Source organism: Aquipuribacter aurantiacus, assembly GCF_051216895.1.
Lineage (GTDB): Bacteria > Actinomycetota > Actinomycetes > Actinomycetales > JBBAYJ01 > Aquipuribacter.
Genome location: NZ_JBPKAO010000009.1, coordinates 28,651 through 47,176 on the forward strand (window position 1 = coordinate 28,651; position 18,526 = coordinate 47,176).

Below are 18,526 nucleotides of genomic sequence, written 5' to 3' on the forward strand. Positions count from 1 at the left end.
TCATGACGTCCGACCCGCAGCCGCAGGTCGTCCAGATCGACCCCGTCGAGCTCGCCGTGATCCGCGAGGTCGTCCCGATGGACGCGATGACCGAGTTCTACGACCGCTCCTACGCCGCGCTGGCCGAGGCGGTGCCCCAGCAGGGGCGCGCCCTGGTGGGCCCCGCGTACGGCGTGACCTTCTCGATGCCCACCGACACCATCGACCTGGCCGCCGGCTTCCCGGTGGACCGGCCCGTGACCGCGGACGGGGTCGTGTCGCCGCTGACGCTGCCAGGAGGTCGCGCCGTCAGGTACGCCCACCACGGCAGCTACGACGGTCTCGGAGACGCCTACGGACGGCTGTTCGCCTGGATCGACGGACAGGGCCTGACCCCGGGGCCGCTGATGTGGGAGGTGTACGTGACCGAGCCGTCGCCGGAGGCCGACCCCGACAGCATGGTCACCGAGCTCACCGTGACGCTGGCCTGAGCCGACCCGGGGGCGGCGCGCGCGAGAAGGGTGGAACACGACCGGGCGCGGGCGGGTTGACGACGAGGACCGCCGACCCAGAACCGAGGAGCCGTCCCGTGACCCTGCCCCCGCTCGTCGAGCCCGCCGCTGCGCTGACCGTGGACGAGGTGCGCCGGTTCAGCCGCCACATCATCATCCCCGACGTCGGCATGGCCGGTCAGAAGCGGCTGAAGAACGCCAAGGTCCTGGTCGTGGGCGCCGGGGGACTGGGCAGCCCGGCGCTGCTGTACCTGGCGGCGGCCGGTGTCGGCACCCTGGGCATCGTCGAGTTCGACGTGGTCGACGAGTCCAACCTGCAGCGGCAGATCATCCACGGCCAGTCCGACGTCGGGAAGCCGAAGGCGACCTCGGCCAAGGAGTCGGTGCTCGAGATCAACCCGTTCGTCGACGTCCGGGTGCACGAGACCCGGCTGGACTCCTCCAACGTCCTGGACATCTTCCGCGACTACGACCTGGTGGTGGACGGGACCGACAACTTCGCCACGCGCTACCTGGTCAACGACGCCTGCGTGCTGCTGGGGATGCCGTACGTGTGGGGCTCGATCTTCCGGTTCGAGGGCCAGGTCAGCGTCTTCTGGGCCGAGCCGCCCGCCGGTCCGGACGGTTCCGTGCGGGAGGGCGTGCAGTACCGCGACCTGTACCCGGAGCCGCCGCCGCCCGGCATGGTCCCCAGCTGCGCCGAGGGCGGTGTCCTGGGCGTCCTGTGCGCGTCGATCGGCTCCGTGATGGTCAACGAGGCGATCAAGCTCATCACGGGCATCGGCGACACCCTGCTCGGCCGGCTGCTCGTCTTCGACGCCCTGGAGATGAGCTGGCGCGAGGTGCGGGTCCGCAAGGACCCCCAGGGCACCCCCGTCACCGAGCTCATCGACTACGAGGCGTTCTGCGGGACGGTGTCGGCCGACGCGTCCGAGGCCGTGGTGGGCTCCACCATCTCCGTCAGGGACCTCAAGCAGATGCTCGACGAGCGGGAGCGCGGCGAGCGGGACTTCGTGCTCGTCGACGTCCGCGAGCCCGACGAGTTCGACATCGTCAGCATCCCCGGCGCCGTCCTGATCCCCAAGGGGCAGTTCCTGTCCGGGGCGGCGCTGGAGCAGCTGCCGCAGGACAAGCCCGTGGTCCTGCACTGCAAGGCGGGCACCCGCTCGGCCGAGGCGCTCGCCGTCGTCAAGGGGGCGGGGTACGCCGATGCCGTGCACGTGGGCGGCGGCGTGCTGGCCTGGGTCGACCAGATCGAGCCGGACAAGCCCTCCTACTGAGGTGCCCGTGACCTGCCGCCCGTCGGCAGGTCACGGGGTCGGCCGGTCGGGGCGGGCCGGCGCGCCGCCGCCCCAGCCGGACCCGTCCCAGGTCGTCTGGGACCCCGTCACGTCCACCGGGCCGTTGCGGACCTCGATCCCCCCGACGGTGGTGGACGCCTCGATGGACCTCGACGACGACGGGTCGGTCGGGACGCTCACGTCGGAGCCGCCCACGCTGACGTCGGTGCTGACCGCGTACGCCTGCCCGTCGACCGGGAGGCCGATCGCGATGCCCCCGGTCACCGTCGACACCTCCACCTGCCGGGGTGCCACCGCGAAGTCCAGGGCCACGCCACCGGTGGTGACCTGGACGTCGACCTGCTGCGACGCCGCGGCGGTGAGCATGACGCCGCCGGTGACCATGTCGACGGCGACGTCGCCGCTGAGACCGTCCGCCTCGAAACCGCCCGTCACCATGTCGACCACCACGTCGGTGCTGGGGTCCACGACCAGGTCGAAGGCGACCTCGCAGCGGCGGGGCCACGCCTGCTGGTCGCAGTCCGCCTCGAGCAGCAGCACGTCGCCCTGGCGCTCGACCGTCACGTCCGCCTCGTCCCACGACGTCGTCAGCCGGGCCGTCCCCATGACCTCGCCGTCGCTCGAGGTCCGGGTGGTGACGCTGGCGCCGCCGGCGACCCCGGTCAGGCGCAGCTCGCGCACCCCGGTCTCGGCCACGGCGACCTCGCTCGTGCGGGTGGCGGCCGCGTACACCAGCGCGCTGGTCACCCCGACGAGGGTCGCCACCACGGCCAGGACCCCGAGGACCGCCAGCAGGCCGGCCCACCAGGGGGTCCGCGGGCGTTCGGTCGGCACGGGGGGCGGCGGGTCGGGGACCGGGCCGTACCCGCCGGGCGGGGGCCCGTACCCGCCGGGCGGTGGGCCGTACCCGCCGGGGGGTGGGCCGTACCCGCCGGGGGGTGGGCCGTACCCGCCGGGGGGCGGGCCGTACGCGCCGGGGGGTGGGCCGTAGGCGGGTGGGGAGGGGGGTGCCGGTGGCTGCGTCATGACGGGCTCCTGGTCTCTCGACGCTTCAGTCGACGTGCTCGAGGTAGCGCAGGACGGCCAGCACCCGGCGGTGGTCGTCGCCGGCCTGGGGCAGGTCGAGCTTGGTGAACAGGTTGGACACGTGCTTCTCCACGGCCCCCTCGGTGACGAACATCGCGGTGGCGATCCCCGAGTTGGACCGGCCCTCCGCCATCAGCCGCAGCACGTCGTGCTCGCGCGGGGTGAGCGTCGACAACGGGTCCTCGCGCCGCGCCCGCGCGAACAGCTGGGACACCACCTCGGGGTCGAGCGCGGTGCCGCCGGCCGCGACGCGCTGCATCGCCTCGACGAAGTCCGCCACGTCGGCCACCCGGTCCTTGAGCAGGTACCCCACGCCCTTGGCCCGTCCGGCCAGCAGCTCCGAGGCGTAGTTCTCCTCCACGTACTGGCTGAGGACGACGACGGCCACGTCGGGGTACTGCTCGCGGACCACGAGCGCGGCCCGGACCCCCTCGTCGGTGAAGGTCGGGGGCATCCGGACGTCGGTCAGCACCATGTCCGGCGCGTGCTGGGCGACGGCCGACAGGAACGTCTCCGCGTCGCCGACCGCGGCGACCACCTCGAAGCCGTTCTCGCTCAGCAGGCGTACGAGCCCCTCGCGGAGCAGGACGCTGTCCTCCGCCAGGACGAGGCGGCGGCGCGGGGGTGTCGGGGTGGTCGGCTGGCTCACGGCTGTCCTCCGGTGGTGGTGGGGGCCGGCGCCAGGGGCAGCCGGACGGTGAGGACGGTCGGGCCCCCGGGCGGCGAGGACACGAAGACCTCGCCGTCGACGGCCCGGGCCCGGTCGCGCAAGCCTGTCAGGCCGCTGCCGAGCCGCGGGTCGACCCCACCGCGGCCGTCGTCGGTGACGGTGGCCTGCAGCACGGGGCGGCCCTCGAGCTCGCGGGTGTCCACGTCGACGCGCGCCGACGTCGCCCCGGAGTGCTTGGCCACGTTCGTCAGCGCCTCCGACACCGAGAAGTAGGCGATGGCCTCGAGCCGCGCGGGCGGGCGGGGACCGGGTTGCACGTGCACCGACACCGGGACCGGGGACCGGGCCGCCAGCGCGGACAGCGCGGCGTCGAGACCACGGTCGGTGAGCACGGGCGGGTGGATGCCGCGGGCGACGCGGCGGAGGTCGACGACGGCCTCCTTGGCCGAGGCGTGCGCCCGGTCCAGCAGCTCCTCGACCCCGCCGGGGTCGGTCTGCAGCCGCTGCTTGGCCAGGCCGAGGTCCATGGCGATGGCCACGAGCCGCTGCTGCGGGCCGTCGTGCAGGTCGCGCTCGATGCGTCGCCGCTCGGCCTCGACGGAGTCGATGGCGCGCTCCCGGGTCTCGGTCAGCGTGTCGACCCTGGCGCTCAGGGCGGCCTCGCGGGCCGCGGGGTCGGAGCTGATCGACAGCTTCGCCAGGGCGACGTCGACGTGGCCCAGCACCCAGCCGAGGAACGGGAGCAGCAGCAGCAGCACCGCACCGCCGACGGCCAGGGGCCACAGCACCCAGGTCGCGACCGGCTGGCCGAGCAGGGTGCTCCCCTCCGGCAGGGCCGGTGCCCCCAGGGCCACCAGCGACCCCGCGAGCAGGGCGGTGACCAGCAGACCTCCGGTCAGGCCCCAGACGGCCATCAGCGCCAGGTACAGCAAGGAGCGCCACGGGCGGGGGTCCAGGCCGACGCGGCGCCAGGCGGGCAGGTGCGGCGGGCGGCGCTCCATCGGCGGGACCCACGCGCGCAGGAAGATCGCGATGCGCCACCGCTCGGCGCCGACCATCCCGAACGCCACCAGCAGGGTCAGGGCCAGGACGGGGATCGTCACCAGCGTCCAGGAGCCCAGTGCCGTTCCGACCGCGCTGAGCACCACCAGCAGGAACACGACGGCCAGCAGCAGGTCGAGGACGAGGTGGGCCAGGGCGGGCCAGCCCCGGAGCCAGACGCGCACGACGCCGAGGCGCCGGGGGCGGGTGTCGGTGGTGGCCGGGGTCATGCCACGACCGTAGGAGCAGCCGGGCGCCCACGGCAGTGCAGCGGGCACGTCGAAGCCGACGGGGGGAAACCCCCCGTCGCCACCTTGTGTCCCACCCGCCGGGCATGCTTCCCCTGTGACCTCGACCCCCGACCGCGCGGCCCCGGAGCTCGGCGAGTACGCCGAGGCCGTGCTCGACGTGGTCGACCAGGTCCCGCCCGGGTCCGTCACCACCTACGGGCGGATCGCGCGGGTGCTGTCCGACGCCGGTCTGGGAGGAGGGCCACGCTCGGTGGGCGCCGTGATGGCGTCGCACGGGGGTGCCGTGGCCTGGTGGCGGGTGCTGCCGGCCGACGGCTCCCCCCCGGTGTGCGACCCGGCTGCGGCGTCGGCCCGGTGGCGCGAGGAGGGGACCCCCCTGCGGGCCGGGGGACGACGGGTGGACCTCGTGCGCGCCGTCGTGGAGCCCGTGGCCCCGGTCTGGGTGACCGGACCCCAGGTCGGACCCGAGGCCGAGGCCGAGGACGAGGCAGGGGCGGGGCCGCGGTGAGCACCCCTGCTCCCGGTCCGGTCCTCGACCGGACCGACGGGACGTCCGTGCTGACGGGCGCCCAGCTGGACGTCGTCCGGCGGGCCGGTCGCCAGGTGGTGCTGGGCGGTCCGGCCACGGGCAAGACCCGGGCGCTGGTGTCCTGGGCCCTGCACCGCAGCCACGGCACCGGGCCCGGGCCGGTCGTCCTCGTGCCGTCGCGGCGGGCCGCGGACCGGGTCCGCGACGCGGTGGAGGACCGCGTCCAGGGCGCCCGGGGCGACCGGGTGGCCAGGACCCCGCACTCCCTGGCCTGGGCCGTGCTGCGCGAGCACGCCCTGCGCACGGGGGCGCGTCCGCCCCGCCTCGTCACGGCCAGCGAGCGGGACGAGGCCCTGGCGGAGCTGCTGGCCGGGCACGCCGAGGACGGGTCCGCCCCGCCGTGGCCGCCGCACCTGGACCACCGGCTCCGGTTGACCCGGGCCTTCCGCGACGAGCTGCGCGAGATGTCGGCCCGCGCGGTGGAGCACGGGGTCTCACCGACCGACCTCGCCGGCCTCGGCCTGCGGCACCACCGACCGGAGTGGGTGGCGGCCGCTCACGTCCTCACCGAGCTGGAGCAGGTCGCCGGCCTGCGGGGGGACGAGGCCCACGACCCCGCCTCCATCGTCGCCGTCGCCGCGGACCTGCTGGCCGACCACCGGACCGGCCTCGCCGGGTGGTTGTCGGAGCAGGTGGGCCACCTCGGGGTCGACGACGCGCAGGACCTCACCCCGGCGGCCTGGTCGTTCGTCCGGGAGGCCGCCGACGTGGTGGGCGACCTGCTGGTCGTGGGTGATCCCGACGGGGCGACGCAGACGTTCCGGGGCGCCCACGTCGGGCTGCTGGAACGGGCCGCGGACTGGCTGGGCGACCCCGGGGCGCCCGTCCACGTCACCGAGCTCCGCCGACCGCTGCGGCAGGCCGGGCTGCTGCGGCGGGTCCAGGCCGCGGTCGCCGCCGAGCTGCACGGCCCCAGGGCCCCCGGCTGGTCCCCGGCTGCGGCCGACGTGACCGACGGTCGCGACGGGGGCGACGGGGGCGCGGCGGCCGCTGACGGGGCCGACGTCGTCCCCGCCGGCCGGGTCAGCCTGCTGCTGGGGATGGACCGGGCGGACGAGGCGGTGGTGGTCGCCGGTGAGCTCCGCCACCGTCGTCACCGCGACGAGGACCCGGTCCCGTGGTCGCAGATGGCCGTCCTGGTGCGCAGCGTCCGGGGGGCCGACGAGCTGCGCCGCACCCTGGAGGGCGCCGGGGTGCCGGTGCGGGCTCCCGGCGTCCGGGCGCCGCTGCGGGAGGAGCCCGTGGTGGACCTGCTGCTGCGCGCGCTCGAGGTCGCCGCCGACCCGGACCGGCTGGACCCCGACGTCCTGCAGCGGCTGTGCGTGGGCCCGCTCGGGGGTGGGGACCCGGTGCGCTGGCGGCGGCTGGTGGTGCACGCACGCTCCGCCGCGCGGCCGGACGACGGCCGCGCCGTGTCCGGTGAGGAGGCCCTGACCGGGGTGTGCGGCCACGTCGCGGCCGTGCTGCGTGGTGAGGCCGCCGTCCCGGCCCCGGGTCACGCCTTCGCCGGCCTGCCGCCGGCGGTGGGCGCCTCCCTCGTCCGGGTGGTCGACGTGCTGGCGGCGGCGGCGCGGGCGGTCCCGGACGGGGTCGAGGACGCGCTGTGGCAGCTCTGGGACCGGCTGCGCCTGGCCGAGCGGTGGCGCCGGACCGCGCTGCGCGGCGGACCGGACGCCGTCCGGGCCCACGCCGACCTGGACGCGGTGATGGCGCTGTTCGACGCGGCGTCGGCGTGGGTGGACCGCAACCCTCGCGGCGACGTCGCCGGGTTCGTCGCCCACCTGCGGTCCCGGGCCGTCGGTGACGACCGGCTCGGGGGCGACGGCCCGGTGGAGGCGGTCACCGTGACCACCCCCGCCGGGGCGGTCGGCGAGCGGTGGCGGGTGGTCGTCGTGGCCGGGGTGCAGGACGGGGTCTGGCCCAACCCGCGGCTGCGGGGCTCCCTGCTCGGTCTCACCGACCTGGCCGAGGTGCTCCGCTCGCCGGGGCGGACCGGCGCGCCGGGGTGGCCCGCGACCTCGGTCGCAGGGGTCGGTGGGTCCGCGGCGGGCGCGGTGCAGCACGCCGAGCTCCGCCGTCAGGCTCGCCGCGACGTCGTGCTGGACGAGCTCCGGCTGTTCCACGTGGCGGTGTCCCGGGCGGTCGACGACCTGGTGGTCACCGCCGCGGACGACGCCACCTCACGGCCGAGCGACCTGTGCACCCTCGTGGCGCGGGCGGTGGGACCGGCGCTCGTCACCGGCCCGTCCGTACGGCGGCGAGCAGCGGCGGGGCCCGTCGTCACCCAGCCGGGCGAGCTGGACCTCGGGATCCCGCCCGTGGGCCACGACACCGACGGGGAGGACGGCCGTGCCGGTGCCGACGGGGGCGCCGACCTGGGAGCGGGGTCGACGCTGGTCGAGGTCACGGCCCTGCTCCGCCGCGAGGCCGTCGCCGGCCCGCGGGCCTCCGGCGCGGCCGTCCTGCTGGCCCGGCTCGCGGCCGCCGGGGTCCGTGGCGCGGACCCGCGCGAGTGGTCGTGGCTGCCCGCGACCGGGCCGGACCCGCAGCGGCAGGTGACCGACCTCGGCGTGTCCCCCTCCGCGGTGGAGCGGTTCCTGCGCTGCCCGCTGCAGTGGTACCTCACCGCCAGCGGCGGCACCCTGCCCCGGGAGACGGCCCAGGGCCTGGGGACCCTGGTGCACGCCGCGCTCGAGCAGGTGCCCGACGCGGACAGCCAGGCGTTGCGTGACGTGGTCGACCACGGCTGGGGCGACCTCGAGCTGGGGGAGGGGTGGGTGTCGGCCCACCAGCGGTCCCGGGTCGAGCAGATGATCACCAAGCTGGCGGTGTGGGCGGCCGAGCAGCGCAGCGCGGGGACCGCCGTGGTCGGCAGCGAGGTGCCGTTCAGCTACCAGGTGGACGACATCACCGTCCGGGGCGCCATCGACCGGGTGGAGCTGACCGCGGCCGGCGGCGTCAGGGTCGTGGACCTCAAGACCGGCCGGACGGCGGTGTCAGCCGCCGAGGCCCGCGACAACCCCCAGCTGCAGCTGTACCAGCTGGCGGTCGAGTCCGGCGCCCTCCCGGACGTCGCCGGGGCGCCGGCGGGCGGGTTGCTGCTGTTCGTCGGGGGGACGCAGCGGGCCGCGACCGAGCGCACCCAGCCGGCCCCTGACGCGGACGCGCTGGAGGCCGCCCGCGAGCGGGTCCGCGAGGTCGGACGCGGCATGCGGGCCGCCACCTTCGTGGCCCGGCCGGGCACCGCCTGCCAGCGCTGCCCGGTCCGCAGCAGCTGCCCGACGACGGCCGAAGGGCGCCGGACGCCCCCGCCGACGGCCCTGCTGCCCGCGCCCACGACCCGACCCACGCCCACGGACCACGAGGAGCCCGCATGACCGCCCTGCTGGACGACGTCGAACAGCTGGAGCGGGCGCTGGGGCTGCAGTACCACCTGGCCGACGAGCAGCGTGCCGTCGTCACCGCCCCGCTGGACAGCGCCCTCGTCGTGGCCGGGGCCGGCTCGGGCAAGACGGAGACCATGAGCCTGCGGGTGGCGTGGCTGGTCGGCACCGGGCAGGTCCGCGCCGACGAGGTCCTGGGCCTGACGTTCACCCGCAAGGCCGCCGGCGAGCTGGAGGAACGGGTGACCCGGGCGGTGGAACGGATGCAGGCGTGGGCCGGCGCCGGACGCGGCCCGGCGGCCGAGGGCAGCCGTCCGGACCCCTCCGTGCTGGTGGAACGCCCCCAGGCCCGGACCTACCACTCCTTCGCCGCCGACCTCGTGGCCACGCACTCGGCCCGCCTGCACCTGGACGAGGTCAGGCTGCTGGGCGAGGCGGCCTGCCACCAGCTGGTCGACACGGTCGTGGGCGACTGGCCGCACCCGCTGGACATCGGCCTCAACCCCAACCAGGTGTCCGACGCCGTCCTGTCCCTGGCCGGGCAGTGCGCCGAGCACCGCGTCAGCACCGACGAGCTCGCCGCCAGCCTCGACGACCACGTCGACCTGCTCGCCCGCCAGCTCGACGCCGGCTACCTCAAGACCGTCAAGGAGCGCGAGGTGCTCGAGGTCCTCGGCCGGCGCCGCGCCCTCGTCCCGCTGCTGGCCGAGTACACCCGCCGCAAGCGTTCCGCCGGGCTGCTCGACCACGGCGACCAGGTCCTGCTCGCCGCCGAGGTCGCCGGTCATCCGGAGGTCGCCGAGCAGCTCCGCGCCGAGCACCGGGTGGTGTTCCTCGACGAGTACCAGGACACCTCCGCCGTGCAGACGGACCTGCTGGCCGCCCTCTTCGGCCGTGGCCACCCGGTCACCGCCGTGGGCGACCCGCACCAGTCCATCTTCGGCTGGCGCGGCGCCAGCTCCGGCACCCTGGGCCGGTTCCTGCGCCACTTCAGCACCGCCGCCGGCGGGCCGCCGGCTCAGTTCACCCTGTCGACGTCCTGGCGCAACCCCGCCCGGGTCCTCGACGTGGCCAACGCGGTCTCCGCCGGCCTGCGGGAGCCGGGACCCGGGGGGACCGGCGGCCTCGAGGTCGGCGTCCTGCACCCGGCTCCGGGTGCCCGGCCCGGGCGGGTCCGCTCGGCGTACCTGGAGACCGTCGAGCACGAGTCGGACCTGGTCGCGGACTGGCTGGCCGGTCGGCGTGAGTCGGCCGACGCCGTGCCCACCCAGGCCGTGCTGTGCCGACGCCGCAGCCAGATGAGCCGGTTCGAGGACGCCCTGCGTCACCGGGGTGTCCCGGTGGTCGTGCTCGGTCTGGGCGGTCTCCTCGACGAGCCCGAGGTCGTCGACCTGGTCTCGGTCCTGACGGCCGCCGCTTACCCGGGACGTGGTGACGCCGTGGTCCGCCTGCTGACCGGTCCGCGCTGGCAGCTGGCCCCGGCCGACCTGGACGCCCTGTCCGACCGTGCCCGTGAGCTGGCGGGTGACGACCGGGACGCCGCGTCGCTCGTGGACGCCCTGGACCTGCTGCCCGGCCCGGAATGGACCTCACCGCGAGGTCGACGGCTCAGCGACGCAGGGCGGGCCCGCTGCTCGGCCGTGGCCGCGGTCCTGGCCCGGGTCCGCCAGAGCCTGCACCGGCCCGTGGTCGACATCGTGCTGTCCGCCGTGTCGTCCACGGCCGTCGACGTCGAGGTGCTCGCGTCCGCCGGGGACCCCCGGCAGGGCCGACGCGTGCTGGACCGGTTCGTGTCCGAGGCCGCCGGCTACGTCGACGTCGACGGCACCTCCACCCTGGGCGGGTTCCTCACCTGGCTGGACGCCGCCCGCGAGGACGAGCGCGGCCTCGAGGTGGTCGACGTCGCACCCGACCCGGCCGCCGTCCAGATCATCACCATCCACTCCGCCAAGGGCCTGGAGTGGGACGACGTCGCGGTCGTCGACCTCGTCGTCGGCGGGTTCCCGGTCCGGGAGGCGTCCGGCCGGCCCGCGGCCGGCTGGCTCAGCGGCAACGGCGAGCTGCCCTGGCCCGCGCGCGGCGACGTGGACTCCCTGCCGGCGTGGCGACCGGCCGGGGCCGTGTCCCGCGAGGACTGGAAGCAGCGGCACGAGCAGTTCCGCAGCGAGGCCGGGCTGCACGCCGCGGCCGAGGAGCGTCGCCTCGCCTACGTCGCCCTCACGCGCCCCCGCCGGTCCCTGCTGGCCACGGGGGCCCGCTGGGCGACCGGGAGCACCCCCAGGGAGCCGTCCCCGTTCCTCGTCGATGCCCGCGACGCGGGGGCGGTCCCGGTCTCCTGGTTCGAGCCGTCGGGGGACGACTCCGACCTGGTCAACCCGCGCGAGGTCCCGGAGCTCGAGCAGCCTTGGCCTGCGCCGGGCGGGCACGAGCAGGTGCTCGCCGCGGCCGACGCGGTGGTGGCCGCCCGGTCGTCGTCGGCGACGCCAGGGGCCGCGGGGTCCCCGGACACCTCGGACGAGCCGTCGGGCCCGCTGTCGGACCCCGTCCTCGCCCGGTGGGAAGCGCTGGTGGACGCCCTCCTGGCCGAGCGGGACGCCGGGCTCGACACCCCCGTCCCGACCCACCTGTCGGCGTCTCAGGTCGTGGCGCTCGCGGACGACCCCGAGGTCGCGCTGGCCGACCTGGTCCGTCCCGTGCCGCGCCGGCCGTTCCGTCAGGCCCGCCGCGGCAGCCGCTTCCACGAGTGGGTGGAGTCGCGCAGCGGCCCGCGACGCGGCCTGTTCGAGCCCGAGGAGCTCGTCGGCGCCGCCGACGACGCCGAGGCCGACGACACCGAGCTGCAGGAGCTCAAGGCGCGCTTCGAGGCCAGCGAGTGGGCCACCGCGGACGTCGTGGGCGTCGAGGTGCCCTTCGCCACCCCGATCGACACACCGGCCGGGCGGATCGTGCTCCGCGGCCGCGTCGACGCCGTCGTGCGCTCCACCGACCCCCGCCACGACCTGGACGTCGTCGACTGGAAGACCGGTCGACCGCCGGTCGGGCGCGCGGCCGAGGCCCGCAGCGCCCAGCTCGCCGTCTACCGGCTCGCGGTGGCCCGCCTGCACGACCGGCCGCTGGAGCGGGTGGGAGCGGCGTTCTGGTACGGCAGCGGCGGTCCGGCGGGCACGACGCTCAGGCCGCTCGCGCTGCTGGACGAGGTCGGGCTCGCCCGGCTGCTCGGGGCGACCGCGAGGCCGGTGAGCGCAGCGCAGGTGCACGCCGGGTCGACCAGCGCGGGGCCGGTGACCGGGAGGACGCGCGACTGAGGGGCTAGGGGCCTGCGTCTCCTCGACGGACGACGTGGTCGTCGTCGGGCCCGCCCGTCGTCGTACGGGCGGCCACCGAGCTGCCGGTCCGCGGCCGGTCGGTGCCCGGCCGCGCGTCGGTCGTCGGGCCGGTCGTCGGGTCGGTCTCCGGGTCGGTCTCCGGGGCGGTCGGCGCGGCGGTCGTCGGCTCGTCCTCGAGGGCGTCGTCGTCGCGGCCGCCGACGACATCCGGGCCGTCGTCGTCCTCGAGGCCACGGTCGTCGTCGTGCTCGTCGTGCTCGTCGTGCTCGTCGTGCTCGTCGCCGCGGCGGGCGGCGTTCTCCGCCTCCACCCAGCCGGCGAGCTGCTCCAGCATGCCGTGGGCGTCGTGCTGGACCGCGTCGTCGGCGACGGCCACGCCGTGCAGCAGCCACCGGACCAGGGCCATCTCGCCGTGCAGGACCGCCCGGCGCAGCAGGTCGGGGTCCACCGAGCCGTGGCGTGAGGCGCGGTACGCCGCGAGGACCTCCTCCACGGTCTCGGGCTCGGCGCCCACCGCCAGCCAGGCCAGGTCCTGCGCCGGGTCGCCCACGTGCAGGTCGTTCCAGTCCAGGACGGCAGTCACCTCCTCGCCCGTCACGACGAGGCGCTCGGCCACCAGGTCGCCGTGGACGACGGTCGGGCTGAAGTCCCACACGGAGGTGTCGTCCAGCAGCGACTCCCAGCGCTCGAGCAGCACCGGGGGGACCTGACCCGTCGCCGCGCCCTGGTCGAGCTCGACGAGGCGGCGGCGGCGGACCTCGCCGGCGTCCCGGACGGGCACACCGGCCCGCTCCACCACGGCGGTCGTGACGTCGTGCAGCGCGGCCAGGCTGCGTCCCACCGACCGGCAGACGCCGGGCGAGGCGGCCAGGCGGACCAGGTCCACCGGGCGCCCCCGGGGGGCCGGGAACACCACGGCCCGGCCGCCACCGGGCAGCGCCACGTCCGCACGTGGGCGGGGCACGTCGAAGGGCAGGACCCCGGCGAGGAGCCGGACGGCCTCCGTCTCGGCCTCCACCCGGGCCGCGGCCTCGGGGGTCCTGGGGGCCAGCACGACCCACACCCCGGAGTCGGCGTCGTGCACCAGGGCCGCGTCCACGTCCTCGCCCCCGGCTCGCGCCGGGGCGACCGCCACCGGCCGCACCTCGGGCATCGCGGCTACCAGGATGGCCGCGAGGGTGGCCGGGTCGCGGCGTCGGGCCGTCGACCCACGACCGAGCGGCGGGGTGTCCGGACGCCCGGGGGCGGAGGGAGCAGGCACGCGCCCACCGTACGGGCGAGGGACCCCCATAGGCTGCAGGCGTGGCTCTGGCTGACCTGACGTTGTCCCGCTCACGACTGGACAAGGTCAGCGAGGACCGTTCCGCCCCGGGGTTGCTGGAACGGCTCCTCCTCGACCCGACCACCTCGTTGCTGCTGCTGCGCGGCGGACGCACCCCGGTGCACCCTGCCGGGGCGGACCACGGCCTGGGCACCCTGCGCGGGACGGCCGCCCTCGCGCTCGTGGAGGCGCTGGGTGGGGCCAGGGCCGTCGCGGCCGCCGGGCAGGACCCCGGGACCGAGGTCGTGGCGGTGCACCTGGGGCGGTTCCCGGACGACGACGTACGCGCCCCCGGCGCCCTGGTGGGTCTGCTCCTGCCCGACGCAGGCGACGCGGGCCACGCGGGGCACGCGGGCCACGCGGCCGACGCAGGCGACACGGCCGACGCGGCGGACGGCGCCGACGGGACCGCGGCGGACGGCGCCGACGGGACCGCGGCCGGTGACGGGGCCGGGCGGGCCGACGGGACCACGGCGGACGGCGCCGACGGGGCCGGGCGGGCCGGGCGGGCCGGGCGGGCCGGCCGGGCCGACGGGGTCGGGCGGGCCGTGGACCGCGCGCTGTCCGGCGAGGTCAGCGACCTGCGCGGCCTGGGGGCGCTGCTGCCCGCCACGGACGCCGGCGCCCTGACCGAGGCGGTGGCGCTGCACCACTGGCACCGCTCGCACCCACGGTGCCCCCGCTGCGGCGCGGCGACCCGGGTGGGGGCCGCCGGTCACGAGCGGGTGTGCCTGGTGGACGCCAGCACCCACCACCCCCGGCACGACCCCGCCGTGATCATGACGGTGACCGACCCGGCCGGCCGGCTCCTGCTGGGGCACCAGGGCCGGTGGCCGCAGGGCCGGTTCTCGGCCTTCGCCGGCTTCGTCGAGCCGGGGGAGTCGCTGGAGGGGGCCGTCGCCCGGGAGCTGCTGGAGGAGGCCGGCGTGCACGCCCGGGAAGTGGTCTACCTGGGCAGCCAGCCCTGGCCGTTCCCCGCCTCGCTCATGCTCGCCTTCCACGTCGAGACCGACGACACGGAGGCCGTGCCGGACGGCGACGAGATCACCGAGACCCGCTGGTTCGAGCGGCAGCAGCTGCGCGACGCCGTCGCCCGGGGCGAGGTCACGGTCCCGCCGAGCGTGTCGGTGGCTCGCCGGTTGATCGAGCGCTGGCTGGGCGCGCCCCTGGTCCAGGACGGCAGCTGGCGCTGAGCGGCCTCGACCGGCCGCTCAGGCGATCCGGGCCTTGACCTCGGCGAGCGACGGGTTCGTCGCGGCGCTGCCGTCGGGGAACAGCACCGTGGGCACCGTCTGGTTGCCCCCGTTGACCTTCATCACGAAGTCGGCCGCGTCGGGCACGTCCTCGATGTTCACCTCGGTGTAGCCGATCCCCTCGCGGTCCATCTGCGTCTTCAGCCGACGGCAGTAGCCGCACCAGGTGGTCGAGTACATGGTCACGGTGCCGGGTGCAGGATTCTGCACGGGGTGTCCTCCAGGTCGGTTGCATCGGCCGCGTCGGGCCCGGCCAGGCCGGCCCACGTGGTCCGGGCCGCGGTCCCGCGGCCCAGTCATCCACAACCGGACCGGGTGTGCGGGTGTTCCCCGACCCACGACCCGGCGCACCCGCGCCGCCGCCGACGCTGGGAGGATCGGGGCATGCCGCTCAGCCCCGCCGACGCCCCCGCGCTCCTGGCGCCGCTGGACGACGAGCAGCGGGCCGTGGCCGAGGCCGTCCGCGGCCCGGTCTGCGTGGTCGCCGGGGCCGGCACCGGCAAGACGCGGGCCATCACCCACCGGATCGCCCACGCGGTCGCGGTGGGGGCCACCGCCGAGGACCACGTCCTCGCGGTCACCTTCACCGCCCGGGCCGCCGGCGAGATGCGCGAACGGCTCCGGGCCCTGGGGGTGGGCCGGGCCACGGCCCGGACGTTCCACGCCGCCGCCCTGCGGATGCTGCAGCACTTCTGGCCCACGGTCGTCGGCGGCGGCGCCCCCTCGCTGCTGGAGCACAAGGCGGCCGTCGTCGGCGAGGCCGCGGCGCGGCTCGGGGTCAGGGTCGACCGGACCACGGTCCGCGACCTGTCGGCCGAGCTGGAGTGGGCCAAGGTCGGGCTGCTCACGCCCGCGTCCTACCCGGGCGCCGCGGCCGCCGCCGGGCGGGGTGACGTGGCCGGTCTCGACCCGTCGCTGGTGGCCCGCCTCATCGAGGCCTACGAGGACGCCAAGACGGCGCGCGGGGTGATGGACTTCGAGGACGTCCTGCTGCTGACGACGGCCATGCTGCGCGAGCGGGAGGACGTGGCCCGTCAGGTCCGGTCGCGGTACCGGTGGTTCACCGTGGACGAGTACCAGGACGTCTCGGCCGCGCAGCAGCAGCTGCTCGACGCCTGGGTCGGGGAGCGGGACGACGTCTGCGTGGTCGGCGACCCCAACCAGACGATCTACACCTTCGCGGGCGCGGACGCGTCGCTGCTGGGTGGGTTCGCCTCGCGGCACCCCGGGGCCACCGTCGTGCAGCTCGTCCGCAACTACCGGTCCCGTCCGGCCGTGGTCGAGCTCGGCAACGGGGTGCTCGAGGGGGCGGGTGCCACCCCGGGCGCCGGCAGGGCCGGGGCGGTCGGTGGGGCCACGGCGCCGAGCGGGACCGTCCGGCTGCGCGCCGTGCGACCCGCGGCCGACGACCCGGGGGGTGCGGCGCCCGGCGCTGCCACCTCGGCGGCCGGGACGGACCTGGGCCCGCCCACGTTCTCGGAGCACGACGACGACGTGGCCGAGGCCGAGGCCGTCGCGGCCCGGGTGTCGGCCCTGCTGGGGGAGGGCACCGCCGCGGCGGACGTCGCGATCCTGGTGCGGACCAACGGCCAGCTGGAGGTCGTCGAGGAGGCCCTGGGGGCGGCGGGCGTGCCGTACCTCGTCCGGGGCGGTGAGCGGTTCTTCGCCCGGCGCGAGGTCCGGGAGGCCGTCGTGCTGCTCCGTGGCGCGGCCAAGGGCGCCCACGACCGGACCGACGGGCCGACGGCCGACCCGGACGGTCGGGGGACGGCTCCCGCGGAGGCCTCCGCCCTGGCCGACCGGGTGGCTGACGTGCTGTCCGGGGCCGGCTGGTCGCCGGAGCCCCCGTCGGGCCGGGGCCAGGTCCGTGACCGCTGGGAGTCGTTGGCGGCGCTCGTGGACCACGCCCGCCGGCTCACCACCCAGCGCCCGGACGCCGACCTGCCCGACCTGGTCGCCGACCTCGAGGCGCGGGCCGCCCAGCAGCACGCCCCGGTGCTGGACGGGGTGACGCTGGCGACCATGCACGCGGCCAAGGGCCTGGAGTGGGACGTGGTCATGCTGCCGGGGCTGTCCGAGGGGCTGGTCCCGATCTCGCTGGCCACCACCCCGGCCGCCCTGGAGGAGGAGCGGCGGCTGCTGTACGTGGGCGTGACCCGCGCCCGCGAGGTCGTCCACCTCTCCTGGGCCCGCGCCCGCAACCCCGGCTCCCGCGGGGCCCGGCGGCCCTCGCGGTTCCTGGACGCCGTCCGGCCGGGCGGCGGTTCCAGCAGCCCCAGCCGCGGGGACGGTGCGCGCGCGGCAGCCCCCGCGACGGGACGCGAACGGCGACGGGCCCCGATGCCGAGCGTGTGCCAGGGCTGCGGGGTGCCGCTGGCGACCGCGGCCCAGCGGACGGCCGGTCGCTGCTCCGACTGCCCGCCGCGCTACGACGCAGCGGTCCACGAGGCCCTCAAGGCCTGGCGCGCCGCCACCGCGGCCGCGGCGGGGGTGCCCGCCTACGTCGTGTTCACCGACGCCACCCTCGAGGCGATCGCCGACCGGCACCCCACCGACGTCGGGGCGCTGGTGGGGATCGCCGGTGTCGGCTCGGTCAAGCTCGGCCGCTACGGACCGGACGTGGTCGGCGTCGTGGTCGCGGCGTCCGGCGCCCCCGCGGGACCCGGCTGACCGCAGGGCCAGGGGGTCCGGCGCCCCGGCGGACCCGGCGACACAGCGGAGCCGGAAAAAACAGTGGCGCACGTCACGGGAGGCGTTCTACCCTTCCGAGCACACGGTCGCAGCGGGGTCAGCCCGGGCTGCGCGGACGACGAGAGGAGGTGCCACCCATGGAGAACACGACGACCACCCCGGTGTACGGCCGTCACGCCGTCGCCGCCCTGCAGGTCTGCGTCCTGGTGCCCGCCTTCAAGCCCCGTCCCACGGGTGGAGTGCGCCTTCTCGCTGACGGCGACTTCCTCATCGCCCCTCCGGGTCCCCCGCTCATCGACTGACGTCGGTACCACCGACACGTCGGAGCCGCGGACCCCTTGGGGCCGCGGCTCTTCTCGTCCCTCCTCCGGGTCACTCCCGGTGTACGAGCAGAGCTCGGCCCTCCTCCTGGCCACGAGCCGAACCCGTACCGCGCCCGCCCGGTCCACCCGACCGGTCGGCACTCCCGGAGAGGAACGACGGTGACCGTCACCGAGCACCTGGACCCGATACGACTGGCACCCAGCGAACCCGGCACGCTGCCGTGCCGCGTCCACGACCCCGAGCTCTGGTTCGCCGAGCTCCCCGCCGACGTCGAGGCCGCCAAGGCCCTCTGCACCGGATGCCCGCTCGTCGAGCTCTGCCTCGAGGGAGCCATCCAGCGGCGCGAGCCGTGGGGCGTCTGGGGCGGCCAGCTCGTCCAGGCCGGGGTCGTCGTGCCCCGCAAGCGTCCCCGAGGGCGTCCGCGCAAGGACGCCGTGGCGTGACCCACCTGGTGCCCCGTCCGGTGCATCAGGACCAGACCACCGCGCTCCTCGTGGGCGTGGAGAACATGCAGGAGACCGACATGCCCTTCCTGGCCGAGGACCTGGCGCGCGAGCGCTGGTCCCGAGACCTGTCCTACGCCCGCACCGCGCGCCTGGCCGGAGCGATACGGCGGCGTCGCGCCGCCGAACGCTCCCGGGCCCGGGCCCGGCTGCTCCTGCGGCTGGCGAGCGCCGCCACCCGCCGCAGCGAGCACCTCACCTCGACCAGCGACGACTGGACGCTCGCTCGGTGAGGACCCCCACCCGTCCTGACCACCGGCCCTGGGGGGGGGGAAAAGAAGGGGGAAGCGCAGGGG

General features: G+C 76.6%; 15 protein-coding genes. 10 read left to right on the plus strand and 5 right to left on the minus strand.

Annotated elements, in window-relative coordinates:
- The first annotated feature begins 2 nt into the window (after positions 1 to 2).
- Together ACR80Q_RS12820 and moeZ are read left to right on the plus strand one after the other, a co-directional pair.
- Positions 3 to 470, plus strand: a complete 468-nt coding sequence (locus ACR80Q_RS12820) for a GyrI-like domain-containing protein (RefSeq protein WP_435378016.1) — start codon at positions 3 to 5, stop codon at positions 468 to 470.
- A gap of 98 nt (positions 471 to 568) precedes the next feature.
- Positions 569 to 1,771 carry an adenylyltransferase/sulfurtransferase MoeZ gene (moeZ, locus tag ACR80Q_RS12825; protein ID WP_435378017.1) on the plus strand — a complete coding sequence of 401 codons (1,203 nt, stop codon included), beginning with the start codon at positions 569 to 571 and terminating at the stop codon, positions 1,769 to 1,771.
- 30 nt (positions 1,772 to 1,801) lie between these two features.
- On the opposite strand, the gene ACR80Q_RS12830 is transcribed toward moeZ, so the two are convergent.
- Genes ACR80Q_RS12830 through ACR80Q_RS12840 form a run of 3 tightly spaced genes read right to left on the minus strand, consistent with a single transcriptional unit; the run spans position 1,802 to position 4,819 of the window.
- Complete coding sequence (locus tag ACR80Q_RS12830; RefSeq protein ID WP_435378018.1) at positions 1,802 to 2,818, minus strand: DUF4097 family beta strand repeat-containing protein; 1,017 nt, start codon at positions 2,816 to 2,818, stop codon at positions 1,802 to 1,804.
- Between the two features lie 25 nt (positions 2,819 to 2,843).
- Positions 2,844 to 3,527, minus strand: a complete 684-nt coding sequence (locus tag ACR80Q_RS12835) for a response regulator (RefSeq protein ID WP_435378019.1) — start codon at positions 3,525 to 3,527, stop codon at positions 2,844 to 2,846.
- A complete protein-coding gene (locus ACR80Q_RS12840) occupies positions 3,524 to 4,819 on the minus strand; it encodes a sensor histidine kinase (RefSeq protein WP_435378020.1) in 1,296 nt (431 codons plus the stop codon). The genes ACR80Q_RS12835 and ACR80Q_RS12840 overlap by 4 nt, the downstream gene beginning before the upstream one ends.
- Positions 4,820 to 4,934: 115 nt before the next feature.
- On the opposite strand from ACR80Q_RS12840, the gene ACR80Q_RS12845 reads away from it, so the two are divergent.
- Genes ACR80Q_RS12845 through ACR80Q_RS12855 form a run of 3 tightly spaced genes read left to right on the plus strand, consistent with a single transcriptional unit; the run spans position 4,935 to position 12,117 of the window.
- On the plus strand, positions 4,935 to 5,348 hold the full coding sequence (locus tag ACR80Q_RS12845) for an MGMT family protein (RefSeq protein ID WP_435378021.1): 414 nt from the start codon (positions 4,935 to 4,937) through the stop codon (positions 5,346 to 5,348).
- Positions 5,345 to 8,806, plus strand: a complete 3,462-nt coding sequence (locus ACR80Q_RS12850; RefSeq protein WP_435378022.1) for a PD-(D/E)XK nuclease family protein — start codon at positions 5,345 to 5,347, stop codon at positions 8,804 to 8,806. Before ACR80Q_RS12845 ends, ACR80Q_RS12850 begins: the two co-directional genes overlap by 4 nt.
- Positions 8,803 to 12,117: an ATP-dependent helicase gene (locus tag ACR80Q_RS12855; RefSeq protein ID WP_435378023.1), complete on the plus strand. Its 3,315-nt coding sequence runs from the start codon at positions 8,803 to 8,805 to the stop codon at positions 12,115 to 12,117. Before ACR80Q_RS12850 ends, ACR80Q_RS12855 begins: the two co-directional genes overlap by 4 nt.
- Before the next feature lie 4 nt (positions 12,118 to 12,121).
- Here the strand turns inward: ACR80Q_RS12855 and ACR80Q_RS12860 are convergent, their stop codons facing one another.
- On the minus strand, positions 12,122 to 13,399 hold the full coding sequence (locus ACR80Q_RS12860) for a phosphotransferase (protein WP_435378024.1): 1,278 nt from the start codon (positions 13,397 to 13,399) through the stop codon (positions 12,122 to 12,124).
- Positions 13,400 to 13,440: 41 nt separating this feature from the next.
- Between ACR80Q_RS12860 and nudC the strand changes: the two genes are divergently transcribed.
- Complete coding sequence (gene nudC / locus ACR80Q_RS12865; RefSeq protein ID WP_435378025.1) at positions 13,441 to 14,652, plus strand: NAD(+) diphosphatase; 1,212 nt, start codon at positions 13,441 to 13,443, stop codon at positions 14,650 to 14,652.
- Between the two features lie 18 nt (positions 14,653 to 14,670).
- Here the strand turns inward: nudC and ACR80Q_RS12870 are convergent, their stop codons facing one another.
- Entirely contained in the window at positions 14,671 to 14,892 is a 222-nt protein-coding gene (locus ACR80Q_RS12870; RefSeq protein ID WP_435378146.1) for a mycoredoxin, read from the minus strand.
- A gap of 204 nt (positions 14,893 to 15,096) precedes the next feature.
- On the opposite strand from ACR80Q_RS12870, the gene ACR80Q_RS12875 reads away from it, so the two are divergent.
- From ACR80Q_RS12875 to ACR80Q_RS12890, 4 genes are all read left to right on the plus strand, one after another.
- Positions 15,097 to 17,382 carry a UvrD-helicase domain-containing protein gene (locus ACR80Q_RS12875; protein WP_435378026.1) on the plus strand — a complete coding sequence of 762 codons (2,286 nt, stop codon included), beginning with the start codon at positions 15,097 to 15,099 and terminating at the stop codon, positions 17,380 to 17,382.
- Positions 17,383 to 17,540: 158 nt separating this feature from the next.
- Positions 17,541 to 17,705 carry a hypothetical protein gene (locus tag ACR80Q_RS12880; RefSeq protein ID WP_435378027.1) on the plus strand — a complete coding sequence of 55 codons (165 nt, stop codon included), beginning with the start codon at positions 17,541 to 17,543 and terminating at the stop codon, positions 17,703 to 17,705.
- A gap of 180 nt (positions 17,706 to 17,885) precedes the next feature.
- Complete coding sequence (locus ACR80Q_RS12885; RefSeq protein WP_435378028.1) at positions 17,886 to 18,170, plus strand: WhiB family transcriptional regulator; 285 nt, start codon at positions 17,886 to 17,888, stop codon at positions 18,168 to 18,170.
- A gap of 20 nt (positions 18,171 to 18,190) precedes the next feature.
- A complete protein-coding gene (locus tag ACR80Q_RS12890) occupies positions 18,191 to 18,463 on the plus strand; it encodes a hypothetical protein (protein ID WP_435378029.1) in 273 nt (90 codons plus the stop codon).
- Positions 18,464 to 18,526: the final 63 nt, after the last annotated feature.